The sequence below is a fragment of the Apibacter sp. B3919 genome (genome assembly GCF_026537405.1).
Taxonomy (GTDB): domain Bacteria; phylum Bacteroidota; class Bacteroidia; order Flavobacteriales; family Weeksellaceae; genus Apibacter.
Genome location: NZ_JAFNMG010000001.1, coordinates 49,910 through 66,569, shown reverse-complemented (window position 1 = coordinate 66,569; position 16,660 = coordinate 49,910). Strand labels below are relative to the sequence as shown.

At 26.9% G+C, this 16,660-nt stretch carries 16 protein-coding genes; 2 read left to right on the top strand and 14 right to left on the bottom strand.

Translation table 11 applies throughout. The features are described from left to right. Positions 1-90 precede the first annotated feature (90 nt). From obgE to J3U20_RS00275, 4 genes are all read right to left on the bottom strand, one after another. Entirely contained in the window at positions 91-1,077 is a 987-nt protein-coding gene (gene obgE, locus J3U20_RS00290) for a GTPase ObgE (RefSeq protein ID WP_160543156.1), read from the bottom strand. A 79-nt stretch (positions 1,078-1,156) separates the two neighbouring features. Beyond that, positions 1,157-1,735: an adenylate kinase gene (locus tag J3U20_RS00285; RefSeq protein ID WP_160543157.1), complete on the bottom strand. Its 579-nt coding sequence runs from the start codon at positions 1,733-1,735 to the stop codon at positions 1,157-1,159. A 14-nt stretch (positions 1,736-1,749) separates the two neighbouring features. Beyond that, positions 1,750-2,292: a hypoxanthine phosphoribosyltransferase gene (gene hpt, locus J3U20_RS00280; RefSeq protein WP_160543158.1), complete on the bottom strand. Its 543-nt coding sequence runs from the start codon at positions 2,290-2,292 to the stop codon at positions 1,750-1,752. Positions 2,293-2,395: 103 nt separating this feature from the next. After that, complete coding sequence (locus tag J3U20_RS00275) at positions 2,396-2,854, bottom strand: universal stress protein (RefSeq protein WP_160543159.1); 459 nt, start codon at positions 2,852-2,854, stop codon at positions 2,396-2,398. Positions 2,855-2,964: 110 nt separating this feature from the next. Between J3U20_RS00275 and rseP the strand changes: the two genes are divergently transcribed. Both rseP and J3U20_RS00265 read left to right on the top strand, forming a co-directional pair. Then, the gene (rseP, locus tag J3U20_RS00270; protein ID WP_160543160.1) at positions 2,965-4,293 is read left to right on the top strand and encodes an RIP metalloprotease RseP; all 1,329 of its coding nucleotides are present in this window, start codon (positions 2,965-2,967) and stop codon (positions 4,291-4,293) included. Between the two features lie 558 nt (positions 4,294-4,851). Next, positions 4,852-6,090, top strand: a complete 1,239-nt coding sequence (locus J3U20_RS00265) for an OmpA family protein (protein WP_160543161.1) — start codon at positions 4,852-4,854, stop codon at positions 6,088-6,090. Between the two features lie 67 nt (positions 6,091-6,157). On the opposite strand, the gene J3U20_RS00260 is transcribed toward J3U20_RS00265, so the two are convergent. The 10 genes from J3U20_RS00260 to J3U20_RS00215 form a co-directional block, all read right to left on the bottom strand. After that, complete coding sequence (locus tag J3U20_RS00260) at positions 6,158-7,510, bottom strand: exopolysaccharide biosynthesis polyprenyl glycosylphosphotransferase (protein WP_160543162.1); 1,353 nt, start codon at positions 7,508-7,510, stop codon at positions 6,158-6,160. A gap of 47 nt (positions 7,511-7,557) precedes the next feature. Further along, positions 7,558-8,670 (bottom strand): glycosyltransferase, encoded by a 1,113-nt coding sequence (locus tag J3U20_RS00255; protein WP_160543163.1) that lies wholly within the window; start codon positions 8,668-8,670, stop codon positions 7,558-7,560. A 49-nt stretch (positions 8,671-8,719) separates the two neighbouring features. Then, positions 8,720-9,814 carry a glycosyltransferase family 4 protein gene (locus tag J3U20_RS00250; protein ID WP_221410896.1) on the bottom strand — a complete coding sequence of 365 codons (1,095 nt, stop codon included), beginning with the start codon at positions 9,812-9,814 and terminating at the stop codon, positions 8,720-8,722. Continuing rightward, positions 9,795-10,640 (bottom strand): O-antigen ligase family protein, encoded by an 846-nt coding sequence (locus tag J3U20_RS00245; RefSeq protein WP_160543164.1) that lies wholly within the window; start codon positions 10,638-10,640, stop codon positions 9,795-9,797. Before J3U20_RS00245 ends, J3U20_RS00250 begins: the two co-directional genes overlap by 20 nt. Before the next feature lie 389 nt (positions 10,641-11,029). Further along, a complete protein-coding gene (locus J3U20_RS00240; RefSeq protein ID WP_160543165.1) occupies positions 11,030-12,214 on the bottom strand; it encodes a glycosyltransferase family 4 protein in 1,185 nt (394 codons plus the stop codon). After that, positions 12,192-13,076 (bottom strand): beta-1,6-N-acetylglucosaminyltransferase, encoded by an 885-nt coding sequence (locus J3U20_RS00235; protein WP_160543166.1) that lies wholly within the window; start codon positions 13,074-13,076, stop codon positions 12,192-12,194. The genes J3U20_RS00240 and J3U20_RS00235 overlap by 23 nt, the downstream gene beginning before the upstream one ends. A 2-nt stretch (positions 13,077-13,078) precedes the next feature. Continuing rightward, positions 13,079-13,972, bottom strand: a complete 894-nt coding sequence (locus J3U20_RS00230) for a glycosyltransferase family 2 protein (protein ID WP_160543167.1) — start codon at positions 13,970-13,972, stop codon at positions 13,079-13,081. Then, positions 13,969-14,964, bottom strand: a complete 996-nt coding sequence (locus tag J3U20_RS00225) for a glycosyltransferase family 2 protein (RefSeq protein WP_160543168.1) — start codon at positions 14,962-14,964, stop codon at positions 13,969-13,971. The genes J3U20_RS00230 and J3U20_RS00225 overlap by 4 nt, the downstream gene beginning before the upstream one ends. Then, positions 14,961-15,899: a glycosyltransferase family 2 protein gene (locus J3U20_RS00220; RefSeq protein WP_160543169.1), complete on the bottom strand. Its 939-nt coding sequence runs from the start codon at positions 15,897-15,899 to the stop codon at positions 14,961-14,963. Before J3U20_RS00220 ends, J3U20_RS00225 begins: the two co-directional genes overlap by 4 nt. Next, positions 15,886-16,620, bottom strand: a complete 735-nt coding sequence (locus tag J3U20_RS00215) for a glycosyltransferase family 32 protein (RefSeq protein WP_160543170.1) — start codon at positions 16,618-16,620, stop codon at positions 15,886-15,888. The genes J3U20_RS00220 and J3U20_RS00215 overlap by 14 nt, the downstream gene beginning before the upstream one ends. Between the last annotated feature and the right edge of the window lie 40 nt (positions 16,621-16,660).

Genomic DNA, 16,660 nt, shown 5'->3' with positions numbered 1-16,660 from the left:
ATAATTAATTAGTAGTTTGAATTGCAACTTTTTAAATTTATTAAAAAGTTGCAATTCTTTTTATATAATGTTTTTATGATACATAAATTATTACTGATGTAATAATTTCCAAAGTTCGTCTTTTAATTGAATTAAATTTTCTCCGGTTACGGCAGAAATAAATAATAATTTGAAATTTTCAGGAAAAGTCTTCCTTATTTCATCCTCCAATTCTTTATCCAGTAAATCTGATTTTGAAATTGCAATTACTCGATCTTTATCATTTAATTCCGGATTATATTTATTCAGCTCATTTAACAGAATTTTATATTCTTGGTAATAATCTTTTGCATCAGCCGGAATCAAAAACAATAAAATTGAATTTCTTTCTATATGTCTTAGAAATTTATACCCTAGTCCTTTTCCTTCGGATGCTCCTTCAATAATACCCGGAATATCGGCAATTACGAAAGATTGAAAATCCCTGTATTTAACGATTCCTAAATTAGGTACTAAGGTGGTAAAAGCATAATCGGCTATTTTCGGTTTTGCAGAGGTTAATGCAGACAATAATGTTGATTTTCCTGCATTTGGAAAACCTACCAATCCCACATCACCTAATAACTTTAATTCCAAAATAAAATTACCTTCCTTACCGGGCAATCCGGGTTGAGCATATCGCGGAGTTTGATTGGTTGATGATTTAAAGTGTGAATTTCCTAACCCTCCTTTTCCTCCTTCAAGTAAAATTATCTCTTCTTTATCTTTAGTTATTTCTCCAACAACAGTTCCGCTTTCATCTTTAGCAATAGTTCCGACGGGAACCTCGATATACAAATCCGCTCCATTAGCTCCGGTTAATTCTTGTTTTCCTCCGGGTTTACCGTTTTCTGCTTTATTGTGTTTGGAATATTTTAAAGCCAAAAGGGTCCATAGTTGAGCATTACCACGTAAAATTATATGCCCTCCTCTTCCTCCATCACCTCCATCAGGACCACCTTTAGGGATATATTTTGCTCTGTGAAGGTGTGCAGAACCGGCGCCTCCGTGTCCGCTTTTACAAAAAATTTTAACATAATCAACAAAATTCGACTGCATATATCTTTTATTTTTTTATAAAAAAAGGATTATCATTTTTCATAATAATCCTTTTATTTGTATGTGTTACATGTATTTCTTATACAAACTTTTCTATTTCTTTAGACAGTTCTGCGGTTATATCTTCAATACTTCCCTCTCCATCTAATTCAACCAGTTTATGTTGTTCTTTATAATAGTTCGAAACAACGGCTGTTTTTTCATAATATTCTTTAATTCTGTTACGAATTATACTTTCATCTGCATCATCTGAACGACCGCTTTCTTCACTTCTTTTTAAAATTCTTTTAACTAGAATTTCATCTTCTACATAAAGGGCTAACGTTACATCAACTCGGGTTTGAAATATAGAATCCAATAATTCATCAAGGGCTTCTGCTTGGCTTTTAGTTCTTGGATATCCATCTAAGATAAACCCTTTTTTGTTTGAATTTCTTTTAAGTTCATCTATCAACATTTCTGTTGTAAGTTCATCCGGCACTAATTTTCCATGATTTATATAGGTTTGAGCCTCTTGACCTAATTTCGTATTATTCTTTATATTATATCTGAATAAGTCTCCGGTGGAAATGTGTTCTAAGTGAAACTTTTCTGCTAAAATTTTTGCTTGAGTCCCTTTTCCACTCCCGGGAGGGCCAAATAAAACAATTATATTCATATTTGAAATTCTGTTTATTCTCCTTTTAATTGGTATAAGTCTTTAAAATTCCTTCCTAAACCATTATAATCCAACCCATACCCTATAACAAATTTATTAGGTATATTCATTCCTATTAAATCTATATTTAGATCCTTTTTATAAACATCCGGTTTAAAAAACAAAGTTGCAATTTTAATGCTTCTCACCGGTTTTACTTCAAGTAATTTATAAAGGTATTCCAAGGTGTTACCGGTATCAATAATATCTTCAAGTATTACTATATCTCGGTTTGTGATGTCTACAGTCATATCTGTAATTAAATCAACGGTTCCTGAACTTTGCATTCCACTTTTGTATGAAGACAACTGAAGGAAACCTATTTCACAGTTGCCTTTATAATTTTTTAAAAAATCACTGAAAAACATAATAACTCCGTTGAGTACCCCTATAAAAACGGGGACGGTGTCTTTGTACTCTTCATACAAAGTATTGGTCATCCTTTGTATGGAATGGTCTATTTCTTCCGAAGATATAAAAGGGGTAAAAGTTTTATCCAGAATCTTAATTTCTTCCATATATAACTATCTTTACTATGCCGCAAATATAATGATATTGACTAAATATCAAAGTTTGAAGTATATAATTTTTAATGTTAGATAAATGATCCATCATAAAAGATTATTTTTCATGATGATGTTGATGTTGATTGGGAGGAACTATAAGAATGGGTACTTTAGATTTATTAATTACGTTTTTTGAAACACTGCCGAGAATTGCTTCCATAAGTAAACCTCTTCCATGAGAACCCATAATGATGAGATTAGCTTTTCTGGATTCTGCTTCTTTCAATATAATATCTGCCGGTGTTCCTTGTTTTATAACAATTTCAACTTCAATGCCTTGTTCTTTAATTGATTTTTCATATTCAACCAATTGTCTGGTTTCTTCCTTCATACCTGCTTCTTCCAATTCCGGAAGATATTGAAAACCGATATCCCCTATAATAAAACCTAAATCTAAACTGGCAACATGTAAAAGGCACATTTTACTTCCGGTAGCTTTGGCATAGATGACAGCTTCTTTCAAAATATATTTGGTAGTTGCTGAAAAATCTACAGGGACTATCATTGTTTTCATAACCTAATATTTTATTATACAGCTTAAAGTTAATGAATATTTTTATTTTTATCATAAAATTTCAATAGAATAAATTTTCTTACTTTTGCAAACTAAGTTTTATTTTGAATATGCATATATTTATCCAAATTGCCCAGTTATTATTGTGTTTATCTATTTTAGTTGTCTTTCATGAAGCAGGACACTTTTTAGCGGCAAAATATTTTAAGACAAAGGTTGAAAAATTTTATTTATTCTTTGATCCATGGTTTTCTTTATTTAAAAAGAAAATAGGTGATACTGAATATGGTATTGGTTGGTTGCCGTTAGGGGGATATGTTAAAATAGCAGGCATGATTGATGAAAGCATGGATACTGAGCAAATGAAAAGTCCACCTCAGCCTTGGGAATTTCGTTCTAAACCGGCTTGGCAACGTTTAATTATTATGCTTGCCGGAATTTTTGTGAATATCCTATTGGCTATCATTATATATGCCGGAATTTTAATGACTACGGGTGAACAAACTATTAATACGGATCAATTAAAAGACGGATATGCATTTTCTGATGTAGGTAAAAAATTGGGATTTAAAGATGGTGATATTATATTAGAAGTTGATAATAAAGAGATTCCAACTTTTAATTATTTACCTGTTTCTCTTTTATTCGGTGATCATGTAACGGTTAAGCGCGATGGAAAAATTATTAAATTTAACCTTCTCCCTGAAGAAAAAAGGGATGTTTTAAAACAGGAAGGCAGAGGCTTTATTTCTCCGAGAATAATTGCCGATGTTGATTCGATTTTACCTAATTCACTTGCTTCAAAATATCTTAAAAAAGGGGATGTTATAACTAGTTTCAACAAGCAACCTATTAAATATATTGATGAATTTAGATTAGAACTTTCTAAACATAAAAATGACAGTGTAACTTTAGGTATATATCGAAACGGACAAAATATAAATGAAAAACTTTTTGTTCCTGATAGCGCCATTTTAGGTTTTGTTCCTAGTGCTTCGAATTTAAAAAATGCAACTGCATATAAAAAATATAATTTTATGGATGCCTTTAAAAGGGCGCCGGTATTGTCTTGGGAAATGTTATTGGTTCAAATAAAACAATTTAAACTTATTATTAATCCAAAAACAGAAGCTTATAAACAAGTAAGCGGTCCTTTACGATTATATAAAGCATTTTCGCCTGAATGGGATTGGGGACAATTTTGGAGTTTTACCGCTATGTTTTCTATATGGCTTGCGTTTTTAAATCTATTACCGATTCCAGGGTTAGACGGAGGTCATGCTTTATTTACCATTGCTGAAATGATTACCGGTCGTAAATTAAGTGATAAGACAATGGAAAAGGTTCAGATGGTGGGTGTATTTATCCTTCTTGGATTAATGATTTTAGTATTTGGAAACGATATATGGAATATTATACAAAGTGTTATAAACAAATAATTGTTTTAAATTACAGCCAAAAATAATATTTCATGTTCTCATTATTAAAACAAATCCAATTCGTAAAATAAATTTAATTAAACTTTACTTATATAAAGGTTGCATAATTTTAAATGCAACCTTTTTTTATTAATAATTTTCAGAATTATTTATATTTAGTCATACTCTATAGCTGCGAATATCCTACTTTAATTAAAAATTAATCTTATCTTCTCAATTCGATTAAGAATTATAAAAATTTATACTCAATAAATATTTTTAATTCGATTTTATGTGTTGAACATTATATGATACCATTAAAATGGATAAAATTATTTTTCGATTTTTTTTACTCATATTTCTATTTATTAAATCGTAGCTTATAAATCCAAGTAAGTAATTAAAATAAACAGAGATATCATATAAATAAAACAAAAATTTTATTTTATACCTATTAATTTAAAAAATAATAAATTTTATTTTTTATTAATCTTTATTATGAAATTAATTTATTTTTTTATTAATTCGCTTTATAAAATTCTTTAATATTATATTTACAAAATATTTATGTTTTTTTACATGAAAAAGATATTTTTAATTCTTTTTTTATCCCTACATTCAGTTTATTTATTATCTCAGGAATCTCTGACTAATCAAAAAATTGTTTTTAACAATTTTTGGGATAACTGGTTTTTAAATTTTGGTGGCGGAACTGGTGTATATTTTGGAGGTAAACAACATAAAGAAGCTAACTTTATTGAAAGGCTTAACTGGGCAGCTACATTAAATACCGGAAAATGGTTTTCTCCTGTAATAGGAGCAAGATTGACATTTCAGGGAGGGAAAAAACATACTTTTAATGTTAATGGTAAACCCGTGTTCGATATTAACGGTGAACCTATTGATTTAAATACTCTTGAGCCCGGTAAATTTCATCACATGACACGCGGATACTATATCACTGTACATGCTGATGCTTTGTTTAATTTTTCAAATTTATTTTACGGGTATAAATACGATAGATTATATAATTTAATTACGTATGCCGGAGCAGGTATTGGTACGGATAGAAACGCCATAGACAATAATTCACCGGTCATTGTTCTTGGTTTGCTTAATACTTTTAAGATTAATGAAAAATTAGCTATAAGTTTCGACATATCCGGTCAAGTGGTCCAATCAAAATTTAATGATGCTCAATATCAAAGAAAATGGGTAAAATCATATAAAAAACAGGACTGGGATTGTATTGGTTCAATAAATGTGGGATTAATTATAGGTTTAAGTCGTAAACAAAAATTTGATAAAATAAATTGCGATACAGTAATTATTAATAAACCTGAAAACAATATTGATGAAATATTATTAAGCAAGTTATCTAAACAAATAGATTCATTAGCCAAGGAGAATAAAAATTTGATTAAAGAATTGGAAATTGCCAGAAATAAGAAACCTGATACTATTTATTCTAAAGAATTTATAATTAAAAACAATCCTTATTCAATACCTTTCGATATTAATAGTAGTTTAATAAAATCTAGACAAGAAGCTGTTATATATGATATCGCTGATTTATTAAAAAAGAATAAAGACTTTAAAGTTGAAATTGTGGGATTAGCCGACAAAAATACCGGTTCACCTAAATTCAATGAAATTTTATCTATTAAGAGAGCAAAAGCGGTTGAAAATAAGCTGATTAAAGATTATGGTATATCACCTAATCGCATCATTACTTTAGGCAAAGGTGATACCGTTCAACCATATCCTAAAAATCAATGGAACCGTGTAGTTATAATAACGCTAGTTGATTCTAATTAGATTTTAATTTTAATTTATTTTAGCTAATCATTAGTAATTAATGATTAGCTTTTCTTATTTCTATCAACTATTTGCCTTTACCTTGAATCATAACAACAATAGTTAAATATATGATTTTCAAATCAAAAAAGAAATTTTCATTTTGTAGGTACAATAAATCATATTTTAAACGTTGTGACATTTCTTCAACTGTTTCGGCATAGCCGAAATATACTTGCCCTATGGACGTTATACCGGGCTTTACTTTATGTAATTTTTTATAATTGGGATTTAATTTTATAATTTTATCTATAAAAAATTTTCTTTCCGGACGAGGACCTACTATGGACATTTCTCCCTTTAATACATTAATAAATTGCGGAAATTCATCAATGCGGTATTTTCTCATGATTTTACCAACAGATGTTATTCTCGGATCTGAATCTGTAGCCAATTTTGGTCCACTATACTCCGCATCAACATACATTGATCTAAACTTCATTATTTTAAATGGTCTACCATTTAATCCTATTCTTTCTTGTTTGTAAATAATAGGCCCTTTAGATGTAAATTTAATAATTAAGGCTAATATGGGCAATAACCAACTTAATACAAATGTGATAAAAAATAGTGAAAACGCTACGTCAAATAATCTTTTAAAAATTTTATTAAATATATTTGATTTTCTTCTATAAATATATATAGGAAAAGTCCCGTAATAGCTTATGATTGAATTATTATAGAACTCATAGGATATATCCGGAATAATATAAATTAAATATTTACTTTCTGAAAATTTGATAATGGCATCCTCAACTTCTTTACTTAATTCTCCATTCAATGAAAAAAACAAAATGTGTATGTTATGATCTCTTATAAATGTCTCCAATTTATCGAAATCATATTTATATTGATTTTTTTCTTGGGGAACTTTAACAAATTTTCCATAATTATACATCTTTTCACCATGGAAGAATTGCTTTATAACATTGTTTGTATTATTATTAGAATCTATAAATACAACTCTTGAAAATTTCTTATTTTGAAATTGATCTGCGATTATATGATGTATGGCTATGCATATAAATATTGAAATGTTATACAGTAATGTTATATCGTTATTAAATAAATATTTACTTTTTAATTCTGAGACTGTAAATACTATAAGTGTAAATATAATTGATTGTATTAAGACTTTTCTTATTGATTCTAAAAAATTGCTCTTTTTTAATTTATATAATCCGGTTTTTTCTGAAATAAAATACCAACTTATAATAAATAGCAACAAGGCTTTATAATGGTTTTCAAATAATAATACAATATCCCATTTATTGCCTAGTGTTTCATATTGTATTATTAGAAAACGAAAGAACAAAAAAATAATTATTAGAATATCAATTAGAAATTGAATCACTGGTATAAATGATTTATAGGGATTCATTTTAAGTTTTTTTTTGTTGTTATCCTATTAATATTAAATTCAGATAATTAAGAATTTTGAAATTCTTTATATTTTTCTAATACAAATTCTTTTATTTTATTTTTAAATTTCTCTTTTGAAAAATTTAATGAATGATCTCTTATAATTTTATAATTAAATTCTATTGTAGAAAATTTATCTAAAGCAGCCTTTAAACTTTCTGTACTATGATTATTAAAAAATACTCCCGTTACTCCGGGTATGACTGTTTCAAGCGTTCCACCTCTTGCCAGGGCTATGACAGGAGTTCCACACGATTGTGCCTCAACAGGCAGCATACCAAAGTCTTCATCGGCTGCAAATACAAATCCTTTAGCTCTTTGTAGATAAAATCTTAATTTTTCGTTCGAAACAAATCCTTTTAGTTCAATATTGGATTTAGCAAGTTTTTCTATTTTCTTAAAATCCGGACCGTCTCCTATAACAACTAATTTTTTATCCGGCATATTGTTGAATGTTTCCACAATTAAATCCATCTTTTTGTAAGGAACCATTCTAGAAGCAGCTAAATAAAAATCTTCTTTTTTATCGTAATAGCTAAAGTATTCCGTATCAATTGGCGGATAGATAACCTCAGAATCTCTGTTATAGATTTTTTTAATCCTTTTCGCTATATAATTTGAATTGGCTATAAAATGGTCTACTCTGTTTGATGAAATTACATCCCATATTCTGAATTTATGTAGTATATATTTTGCATATAATCCTTTCAGACCATGAGTAAGTCCTGATTCAAATAAATATTGTTGATATAAATCCCAAGCATATCTTGCCGGCGAATGGCAATAACATATATGCAATTGGTTGCTGGATGTAAGCACACCTTTTGCTGAGGAAGATGAAGAACTAATAATCAGATCATATTTACTTACATCTAGCTGTTCAATGGCTTTTGGATAAAATTGCAAGAATTTTCTATGATTTCTTTTGGCTGTAGGTAACTTTTGTATAAAACTAGTGGTAACCTTTTTGCCATTTAATATTTCTTTCCTTTTGGTTTCATCGAAAGTATCTATTAAAGAAAAAAGATCAAAATCGCTCCATATTTCATTGAGAGCCTTTACTACTATTTCGCCTCCACCTATAGTACAATACCAATCGTGGATCAATGCTTTGTTCATATAAAAACAATGAGTATCTAGTTGTTAGTGTTCGCAATTTATAAAAAAATTATAATAATTGCATAAAAATATTTAAATGTTTTTTAGCTGATATTTCCCATGAATAATTTTTAACTCTTTGACTTCCTTTGGTAATAAGTTCTTTTCTTAAATCTTTAGAAGAATATATTAAACTGATTTTTTCTGAAATATCGTTTATAGATTCCGGATCAAAATATAAAACACTATCTCCGCAAATTTCTTTGACAGGTGGAATATTGGATGCTAATACCGGACAATTCGCTCTCATTGCTTCTAAGAGAGGTAAACCAAATCCTTCATATTTAGATGGAAAAATAAAAGCTAAAGCTTCAGAATATAATTTATTTAATTCTATATCCGAAACAAAGCCTGTAAAAACAACAAATTCATTTAAAACAGGATTATTATCTAGTATTTTTTTTAATCGATCTTGACTTCCGTTTATAAATCCGTCTCGTTTTCCGACTATTTTAAATAATGGCTTATTAGTAATTTCAGAATGTTTTTTTAAAAAAAGAGCATATGCCTCAAGGGCATTTTCCAAATTTTTATGAGGCTTTATATTTCCTACATATAAAATATAAGGATTAGGATTTATACTCACATTCTTATTATATTCATCTGATTTCTTATCTGAAATACCATTATATATTACTTCAATTTTATCTTTATATATTGAATGAGTATACTGCAATAGCTCTTTCTTAGAAAAATTAGATACTGTGATGATTTTATCTGATATTTTTAATGCTTTATTAATTATTGCTTTAGCATATATTTTTTGTACTAGTGTCAGCTTATCATAATAAGCTAAATGATAGGCATCATGAACGGTTGTAATTCTTTTTTCGGAATTTATGGGCAATATGGGGATATTAAAATGTGGAGACCAAAATATTTTTGATCGAGGAATAATTCTTCTATAACTCAATTGTTCTTGTATGGAATAAATTGGAGCATCAAATGGGATGATTTCAGCATCATATTGTTTAAGCTCTTTTTTTCTACCTAATAGCACAACATTATCTCTTAGTTCATCAATTATATAGGGTATTAACGTAGAAATATATCTACCTATTCCTGACATTGAAATCATTCGGCAATCAATGACTATTTTTTTCATTCTTTAATTCTGATTGATTTTTAATACCTAAATAAAAACACAAACCTAAACCAAACCATATATATTGAAAGTACAACTGAACTCCAAAAATTTGAGCAAGAAAAAAAAGTACAATCCCGTGTCTAATAATTTTACTATTGTATTTCCTCCATAAATAGATAAAGGGTATTAATAAAATTAATAATCCTACAAAACCAGACTCAATAACCGTATTAAAGACCCCACCAAGCCCCGATAAATCCCATCCTACAACCCGCGGCAGGCCTTGTAAATAGTTAAGATTATTTCTTACTAAAGAATAATTTCCCATACCTACTCCTAATATTGGATTATCTTTAATAATATTGGGTGCAATGTGCATAGCTGCAATCCTTCCCATTACTAACGAGGGATCATCATCTCCACGTAAAGAAATATAATATTTTATATTATTATATTCTGTCCAATAAGATAAAATTCTTTGATTAAAATTATAATAATAGTTTATAAATAAGTAAAATATGCTTCCCATCATTAATAAAATAAATATGTTATAGATTTTTAATTTACCTTCAATTAGTAAATAAATAACATAAAAAAATAACATAAATATTATGGCAGCTTTTGACTCTGAGAAAATAATTAAAATAAGAAATAAAATTGTATATCTATCGAACTTTTCAAAAACTAAGTATCGTAAAATTAGATAATAACCAATAAATAATCCAAAAGGCCCCCCTTCAACATAACCTCCTCTCAATCTATGTCCGGAATATATAAATGGTGATTCTATCCCTACCCAACTTAATAAAAATATTAATGCAAAAAAGAATGATATTACTATCATTAATTTATCAATATATGTAAATATTTTTATATCTGAATTTTTTATGCTCGAACTAAAAAATTTAAAAACATAAAATGAAAAGCATACACAACCCGTATATTGCAGATATCTGGATATACTCAAAATTACCGGCTTTTTTAAAAAATTTATATTTGGAGGCAAATAAAATTTAATGTATAACGCAGATATTAAAGAAAAAAGAAATAAAAGAAAAAAAACTAATATTAATTGAAAATAAAATTTTGGTAATTTAGTGTGGGTAATTAAAATAATAAACACAAAAACACAATATAAAGACAATACATCACCAAATTTTATATCTAAAATTTTATAATCTGTTAATTGCATTGCTGCAACTATAAGTATCGATACTATATATTTATACAACTTCATAAATTTACAATAATAGATTCATATTTATCTAACATTTTATCTACATTTAAAAAAGTTTCAACACTATTTCTACCTTGTTGTGATAATTTTTTAAATAATTTTTTATCATTATATAATTTTAAAATTGCTTTCCCCAAAGAGTCTTCCTGTTCTGGATCTATTAATAAACCATTTACCATATCTATTATTATTTCCGGTATACCTCCACGCAATGAAGCTATTACGGGTATGTTATTTGCAGAGGCTTCATAAGCTACTCCCGGTAGGTTGTCTTCACATATTGAAGGTAGACAAATTATATGTACATTTTTGTAAAATTCCGATGAGTCAGTATATCCTAAGAATTCAATTTTATCATTGGAAAGTTGCTTAAGATATTTTTCGTAATTCAATTCTCCTTTTCCTGCAATTAATAATTTTGCATTAATATTTAATTTGTTAAATTGAGTAATTAACCATTCTATACCTTTTGATTGAGTTAAAGATCCTATATATCCTATTTTAAAAATATCCTTTCCCTCCCATATTTTTACTTTATCTACATAGTTAATATTTTGGGCATTATAAATTATGTGTTTTCTAACCGTAGTAAAATAATTATAATTGGACATTTTTTGTATTACGAATTTACTAACCCCAACTAAAACATCAACCTTTTCTGATTTATACTTATGAATTCTTCTTAATGTCCTACAAATAGTGCATTGCTTTTTACAAGTATGCTCTTTTCTAAACATAGTACTATTTGCACATAATAAATACAAATCATGTAATACTTGAATTACTTTTACATTTCTTTTTTTTATTTCGTCCCAAATCGATATTGAAAACCCGGCTAGATTATGGCATATAATAAGATCCGGATTTTCCATATCTATAATGACATTAATATATTTTTTCATTTCTATATTATACGAATCTCTCAAATGCCAAAGAAGTTTAATCAATTTATTATTGGATTTGTTATTTCCATAATGCCAATAAAAATTTTTTATACCAGCTCTATATATTTTAATTCCATTTATATATTCTTTAATTAAATTTTCATTTTTTCCGGTTGTCAATACAGCTACATCATATCCTCTTTTTTTTAAACCTTCAACCTGTTGTTGAAAAATTATTTCTGCACCACCACCAATATATGGGTAATATAAAGTATTAATTAATAAAATTTTTTTCATATTTTATTATTTCATTTAGTTTATTAATTAAAACTTGCGAATTCTCATTAAACTTTCTAGCAAATATTTTATTCGAAGTAATCAATTTATTATAATCGCTCATATCTAAAAAAGCAGGTCTGCTACCTCCCCTATAGGTCCAATCTATATATCTTAAATTATCATTAATAATATTTTTTAAATAGGGTGAATTGACTAAAATTGTTTGAAAATATATTTCATCCGGTATAAGGGTATAGTTTAATCTATTTATTAGAAAAGTATTATTTTCGCTCTCATGAATAACATAAAGTAAAACTTCTCTTGTTAAACTCCACCACATACTACCTCCATATAATTGAGGTAAATGTTCTTCATAAGATCTCTTTATTTTCAATGTTTTTTGAAGGTGAATTAACAGTTTTAATAATTTTCCGCGTCCAAATTTCCGTGCATTGAAGAAATCATTAAAATGATAATAATGTATACGATCAAGTCCCCCATTTCCATCCCAAACTTTTTTAGGCAATTTTTCGAACACTAAATAGTTTTTATTTTCTTTAGCTAAATCATAAAAATAACTTAATGGTTTAATTGGAAAATCTTGTTCACTGATCAAATGAAAATATTTATTACTATCATTCTCTAATGCTTTTTTAACTAAAAATAAGGCAACATTCATAATGGAAATCCCTCCCCAATTCACTACATATTTTCTGTAAATATTTAGTGATTTATTTTTGATGGTATAAAGTCGTGATAAATCGGCTTTACTTTTTTTATCTATATGTATATAAAATTCAAAGCAATCATCAAAATAATGTATTATTCTAATTATATTATTAATATCTTGATAACCTAATATTAATATTGCTTGTTTCATAGTTAGTTTTTAAAATTAAATTTTTTTAAAAATCTTTTTATTAATGATTTGCTAATACTAAAAATAATTTTATTATTATTTTTTTTTGCTTGAGTTATTGCATTGAAAAATTTATTAAATCCGTAATTCATTGAAATAACTATGTCTTCTCCTAATGGTATTTTATATTTGTTTTGTTGTATATTATGTAAATAATTATTAATTCTAATTTTAGCATTGAATCTTTCATCAAATCTTGTTTCACTGGTAATTGTATAGGTCAGACTATTTGGGCTATAGGTAACACAATAAATAGGATATTTATCTACAGCAATTTTTTTGGCGTTTATTCCCGATTCTAAAACAAATAAAGCATCATTACCTACTTTAACTTCTTCAAATAATAAATTCTTTTGTTTTATATATTTATGATTAAACATCTTACTCCAAGGTGTCCAATTCTTAAAAATTAAATCTTCAAAAGTTTTATACTTTTCTTTATTAAAATTATTTATTACTTTAACTATGTTTTTATTTCTATTTGCCTTTGCACCTGAATTATTATCTATACTTGTTGCTGAAAAGTAAATTATTTCATAATCTGAGTTCACATATTTTTCAATGACATTGTAAAATCCATCATTAAAATAATCATCTGCATCAGCAAATAACAGCCATTTACCTTTTGCATGAGATAATCCGATATTTCTTGCATATCCGGCTCCTTTACCTTCTTTAGTAAAATATACTTCTGTATTTTTTTTATTTAATCCCGGAAAATTATTTATTTCAACAGCATCGCTATTATCGTCAACAATAATAATTTGTATATCATTTTTATCCGGAATAGAATCTAAACATCTTTGTAGATATTTAATGGAGTTTTTATGTGGAATTATTATAGTATAGTTAATCATTTATCGTTAAAACTAAATAAGTTGCAGAATTTTATTAATTTAAATAACAATTTATCTATGTTTACCAGTAACATACGATTATTTACTATTGGTTTATAAAATAAAATATATCTTACCTTATATAAAATATTTACATTTTCACATAAGCTTTTGGCATTATATTCCGAAAATTTCAACTTAGCATATTCAATTAATTCTTGATCATTCTTTTGGTATGATTGACGCCAAATATCTAATAGATATTGTAAAACAAATAACCTAAGCTGTTTTGAGAAAGGATCTAAATTTATCAATCGATCCATTGAATATATTCTATCTTTTAAATTTTTGATGCTGCCTCCGGTCATAGTTGAATTATTTCTATATCTTCTGTGATATCCATAGTAGTCTACATAAGTTATTTTGTTAGTAGATATGATACATCTTAACCAGAATTCAACATCCTCACCATAGATACCTTCAGGAAAATCAATATTATTGTTTTGAATAAAATTTTTAGAATATAATTTTGACCAGGGAGAAATCCAAGGAGCTAAATATTTAATTTGATTCCCTATCTTTATTTCCTTCTTTAGATCTTCTTCATTTATTTTGAAATATTTAGAGGATACAATTTTACCTGATTGGTGTATAAAAGAAACAGCATTAAATATACAAATGTGATTCTTAGAAATTGAATTTACTAAAATTTCTATAGTTTGAGCTTCAATAAAGTCATCTGAATCTAAAAAATAGATATATTCTCCTAAAGAATTATTGATACCGATATTTCTTGCTTTACCTTGTCCACTGTTACTAATTGAAAAAACCTTTATCCTATTATCTTTCTTTTTATATTTGTCTATTATGTCTACACTGCGATCGGTAGATCCATCATTAATAATTATAATTTCAACGTTAGAATACGTTTGTTTAATTACTGAATTCAAACATTCATCCAAATACTCTTCTACATTATAAACCGGAATAATAATTGATACTAATGAATTCATTTTTTTAATTTTAATAAATTAGTACAGTAGAATATAGCAACCTTTAATTTATCTTTTAAACTAAAATGAATCCATGATTTTTTTATCTCCGATTGTATGGATGGAGTAAGTTTTTCATAAGGTATTAGTTGATAAATATTGTTTAATCTTCTATATCGAAGTTTTAACGTATCATTATATAGCTTTTGCAGATTATTTTTTTTGCTAAATTGTAATCTTAAATTATTTGAGTCTAGAATATCAATAAATTTTTCTAAATAATTATTATTGCTCATTATACTCCCTTCCCTTTGAAGGTAATAGTACATTTTTAAATCAACTTTAGCTATTTTTTGTGATAAAAAAAATATTTCATGACATATAAATTCATCTTCATGAAATCTTCCTATCGGAAATCTTAAAGAATTCCATATTTCTTTTTTGTAAAGTTTATTCCATACTATTACATTTTCAACGAAATTTGATTTGTTATAAAAATCATCAAAAATTTTATTATTTTGAAAAATATCTATAGTATAATTATTTAAATCAATTTTTTTTAATTCATCATAATTATAAAAGCGTTGAAAGCTACAAAATGATAAATCACTATTTGATTCTGCTAATATTTTGAACAATATTTCATAATATTCTAATGCTATAAAATCATCACTATCCAAAAAACCTATAAAATCACCTTTCGAAATATCTAAACCTGCATTTCTTGCGCTGGATAACCCACCATTTTTTTTATGAATTACTTTGATTCTTTCATCCTGCTGAGCATAATTATCACAGATTTCACCACTCGCATCTGTTGATCCATCATTTACCAATAGTATTTCTAAATTTTTATATGTTTGATTTATCACACTGGTAATACACCTATCAAGATAATTCTCAACATTATAAACAGGAATTATTACAGATATAAGATTCTGATTAATTCTTGACATAAAAAATTTTTTTGATTAACTTTTTTATCTTGTTCCGTAATAAATTTTTATTTGAAATGTTAAGTTTAGATTTATCTTTTTTCCAAGATCCGTAAAAATGATGAATTGTATAAGTATTACACGTTAAATTCAAAACAGATGGATCATCCCATTTCTTGGGACTAAAATATTCTAACGGTAAAATATAAACGTTTTCCTGATTATTATCTATTTTGTCAATACTTGGAATTGAAATTAAATTAAAATTAGCTCGTATTACCTTATTCATTATGGAAGGTAATGGTTCAATATCATAAACTCCTGACTCTTTAATAAAATTTCTATGATCATAATAATCCAAACATTTTTTTATCCACACACATCCTTTTTCTACACCTAATATTGCTGATTCAATTCCATATTTTGTGTTTTCTTTTCCAATAAAATAAGGCAAATGAAGTAAATCATTAAATGTTTTTAAAACCTCAACATCTGTATCTAGATATATTCCTCCATAATTATATAATGCATATAATCGCATGTAATCTGTCGCAAAAGCATACATTTTTGAATCACATGCTTGTTTTACCCATAATGATTTTTCAATATCAAATTTTTCTAAATCCCATAAGATAATTTCATATTCCGGCAAATATTTTTTCCAGGAATTAATATATATTTCTAAATTCTCCGGCAATGGTTTTTTACCTAACCAACAGTAATGTATAATTTTTGGTATCATAGTAGAAATAATTTTAATTACTATATTTAACTAAAGTTAT

What these genes read in the sequence shown, in the direction of transcription:
- obgE (WP_160543156.1), bottom strand. Translation starts at nt 1,077, where the DNA reads ATGCAGTCGAATTTTGTTGATTATGTTAAAATTTTTTGTAAAAGCGGA.
- J3U20_RS00285 (WP_160543157.1), bottom strand. Translation starts at nt 1,735, where the DNA reads ATGAATATAATTGTTTTATTTGGCCCTCCCGGGAGTGGAAAAGGGACT.
- hpt (WP_160543158.1), bottom strand. Translation starts at nt 2,292, where the DNA reads ATGGAAGAAATTAAGATTCTGGATAAAACTTTTACCCCTTTTATATCT.
- J3U20_RS00275 (WP_160543159.1), bottom strand. Translation starts at nt 2,854, where the DNA reads ATGAAAACAATGATAGTCCCTGTAGATTTTTCAGCAACTACCAAATAT.
- rseP (WP_160543160.1), top strand. Translation starts at nt 2,965, where the DNA reads ATGCATATATTTATCCAAATTGCCCAGTTATTATTGTGTTTATCTATT.
- J3U20_RS00265 (WP_160543161.1), top strand. Translation starts at nt 4,852, where the DNA reads ATGAAAAAGATATTTTTAATTCTTTTTTTATCCCTACATTCAGTTTAT.
- J3U20_RS00260 (WP_160543162.1), bottom strand. Translation starts at nt 7,510, where the DNA reads ATGAATCCCTATAAATCATTTATACCAGTGATTCAATTTCTAATTGAT.
- J3U20_RS00255 (WP_160543163.1), bottom strand. Translation starts at nt 8,670, where the DNA reads ATGAACAAAGCATTGATCCACGATTGGTATTGTACTATAGGTGGAGGC.
- J3U20_RS00250 (WP_221410896.1), bottom strand. Translation starts at nt 9,814, where the DNA reads ATGAAAAAAATAGTCATTGATTGCCGAATGATTTCAATGTCAGGAATA.
- J3U20_RS00245 (WP_160543164.1), bottom strand. Translation starts at nt 10,640, where the DNA reads ATGATAGTAATATCATTCTTTTTTGCATTAATATTTTTATTAAGTTGG.
- J3U20_RS00240 (WP_160543165.1), bottom strand. Translation starts at nt 12,214, where the DNA reads ATGAAAAAAATTTTATTAATTAATACTTTATATTACCCATATATTGGT.
- J3U20_RS00235 (WP_160543166.1), bottom strand. Translation starts at nt 13,076, where the DNA reads ATGAAACAAGCAATATTAATATTAGGTTATCAAGATATTAATAATATA.
- J3U20_RS00230 (WP_160543167.1), bottom strand. Translation starts at nt 13,972, where the DNA reads ATGATTAACTATACTATAATAATTCCACATAAAAACTCCATTAAATAT.
- J3U20_RS00225 (WP_160543168.1), bottom strand. Translation starts at nt 14,964, where the DNA reads ATGAATTCATTAGTATCAATTATTATTCCGGTTTATAATGTAGAAGAG.
- J3U20_RS00220 (WP_160543169.1), bottom strand. Translation starts at nt 15,899, where the DNA reads ATGTCAAGAATTAATCAGAATCTTATATCTGTAATAATTCCTGTTTAT.
- J3U20_RS00215 (WP_160543170.1), bottom strand. Translation starts at nt 16,620, where the DNA reads ATGATACCAAAAATTATACATTACTGTTGGTTAGGTAAAAAACCATTG.